Origin of the sequence: Longimicrobium sp., assembly GCF_036554565.1 — a bacterium.
Lineage (GTDB): Bacteria > Gemmatimonadota > Gemmatimonadetes > Longimicrobiales > Longimicrobiaceae > Longimicrobium.
The window spans coordinates 1-2,318 of the sequence record NZ_DATBNB010000782.1; the positions used below are offsets into that span (position 1 = coordinate 1).

At 69.8% G+C, this 2,318-nt stretch carries 2 protein-coding genes; both read right to left on the reverse strand.

All coding sequences use genetic code 11. The features are described from left to right. Nucleotides 1-166: 166 nt before the first annotated feature. Complete coding sequence (locus tag VIB55_RS22075; RefSeq protein ID WP_331878838.1) at nt 167-739, reverse strand: DUF4142 domain-containing protein; 573 nt, start codon at nt 737-739, stop codon at nt 167-169. Nucleotides 740-790: 51 nt separating this feature from the next. Beyond that, a partial coding sequence (locus tag VIB55_RS22080; RefSeq protein ID WP_331878839.1) for an ABC1 kinase family protein occupies nt 791-2,318 on the reverse strand: 1,528 nt, incomplete at its 5' end.

Genomic DNA, 2,318 nt, shown 5'->3' on the forward strand with positions numbered 1-2,318 from the left:
CACTCGACTGGCTCCCTTCCCCCGCGCAGTTTGCGGGGGAAGGGCTGGGGATGGGGGGCGCCGGCCCGAGCACCGGACCTGCCCTCCGACATCTCAGCCCTGGAGTGTGCCCTTCCCACCCTGTCTATCGGAGAGGGTGGACGAGCATCCGCGGACGTGAGGTTCGCTATGACCCGCCGAGGGTGCGGTGGATGCGCTGGGCCTCGCGCAGGTGGCCCGCGACCATGGGGCGCATGCGCTGAAGCTCGGCGCGCAGCCGCTCGTCCTGCGCCCCGGGGATCAGGTTCTTGTCCAGCGCATCTACCAGCCACCCGTGCTGCTGCACCTGCAGGCGCATGTACTCGCGGTCGAACTCCGCCCCGCGCCGCGTTTCCATCGATACAACGGTGTTGCGCGTGAACTCGTCCAGGCTGCGGCTGGTCTCGCTCTCACGCGGCGACAGCCCCAGCCGCTGCCCGAAGGCCGCCATGTCCGTCTCGGCACGCGTGTGCTCGGCAACCATCCGTGCGCCGAACGCGCGCACCTCGGCGCTCGCCGCGCGCTGCTCCGCCTGCTCGCTGAGGGCGATTTCGCTGCGGTTGGCGGCCATCACCGTCTCGAACACGTGCTCGTTGCCCATTCCCATGGCGCTCGCCGCCGCGCCGGGGTCCTGCATTCCAGCGCCCATGCACCCCGCCAGGGCCGCGGGCAGGGCAAGGCACGCGGCCAGGACGGCGCGGGAAACGAGTGGGTTCGGCATATCGGTCCTCTCTCTCGGGTTCGAAGCGGAAAACCGGCGGACAGCGGGGCGCTACTTCTCGTCGCCGCGGCGGCGCTGGCGCACGTCGCTGACCAGGATGTCGAACACCAGCAGCAGCCCCAAGGCCGCGGCGCCCATGAACAGGATCATCGCCACGCCGGGATATCCCAGGATCCGGTAGCGCGTCTCCACCCGCATCATCATGGCCGCCGACACGATCAGCGCCGACGCCACCAGGCTCACGGCGATGCGGTTGGAGATCTTCTGCATCCCCTGCAGCAGCCACTTCTCCTCGGGAACGCGGACGCGCACCTCGATTCCGTCTTCGGTGATGGCCTCCAGCGCGCGGTTCACGCGGCCGGGGAGCTTCTGCACCAGCTCGTTCATCTCCAGCATGTTGCTGAACATGCGGCTGGGCGAAACGTTCTTCATCATCCGCCGGCGCATCAGGTCCGACGCGTTGCGCTGGATGGCGGCGTTCGGGTCGAACTGCGGGTCCAGCGTGCGGCCCACCTGGTCCAGCGCCAGCAGCGCGCGGCCCAGCATCGTCAGCTCCACCGGCAGCCGGATGCCGTTCTCCGCGGCGCTGCGGGTTACCTCCAGCATCACCCGCCCCACCTGGATGTTCTCGGCGTTGCGCGCCGTGGCGAAATCGGCCACCAGCGTCTTTACGTCCGCCGTGAAGATGTCTTCGCGGTAGCCGGAGCGGACGTCGCCGGCCTGGATGGTGGCGCGCGCGGCCTCTGCCCCCTGCCCGTCGGCGATGGCCAGCAGCATCCGCAGCAGGTGCTGCTGCAGGTCCGGCCCGATGCGCCCCACCATCCCCACGTCCAGCAGCGCGATCCGCCGGTCGTCGGTCAGGAAGACGTTGCCGGGGTGCGGGTCGGCGTGGAAGAAGCCGTCGACCAGGATCTGCTTGAGGTAGGCGCGGAACAGCTCCTCCGCCAGCACATCGCCGTCCAGCTCCAGCCGGGCCAGCGGGCTGATCGAGGTGATCTTGCGGCCGCGGATGAACTCCATCGTCAGCACGCGCGAGGTGGTGTAGTCTTCCACCGGGCGCGGAACGATGATGCGCTGGAACTCGGCCAGGTTCTCGTCGAGCGTGGAGGCGTTGCGCGCTTCGCGGCGGTAGTCCAGCTCGGCCATCAGGCTCTTGCGCAGCTCCTCGAAGGTGCGGCCGAACTCGTACTGGCGCCCGGCCCTGGTGTGCCGGTCCATGAACTCCACGATGTCCTCGATGGCGTCCATGTCGCGCACCAGCTGCTCGCGCACGCCGGGGCGCTGCACCTTCACCGCCACCGTGCGCCCGTCGCGAAGCTTCGCGCGGTGCACCTGCCCCAGCGACGCGGCCGCCAGCGGCTCGCTTTCGAACTCCAGGAACGCCTTGGACACGCGCACGCCCAGCTCCTCCGCCACGATGCGCTCCGCGTCCGCGGCCGGGAACGGCTCCAGCCGGTCCTGCAGGCGGGTGAGCGCGTCGATGTAGGCGGGCGGAACGAGGTCCGGGCGGGTGGAAAGAAGCTGGCCCAGCTTTACGTACGTGGGCCCCATCCGCTCCAGGTCGTCGGCCAGCTCGTCG

Bases quoted from the DNA above. Each gene is read 5' to 3' on its own strand.
- VIB55_RS22075 (WP_331878838.1), bottom strand. From the start codon at position 739: ATGCCGAACCCACTCGTTTCCCGCGCCGTCCTGGCCGCGTGCCTTGCC.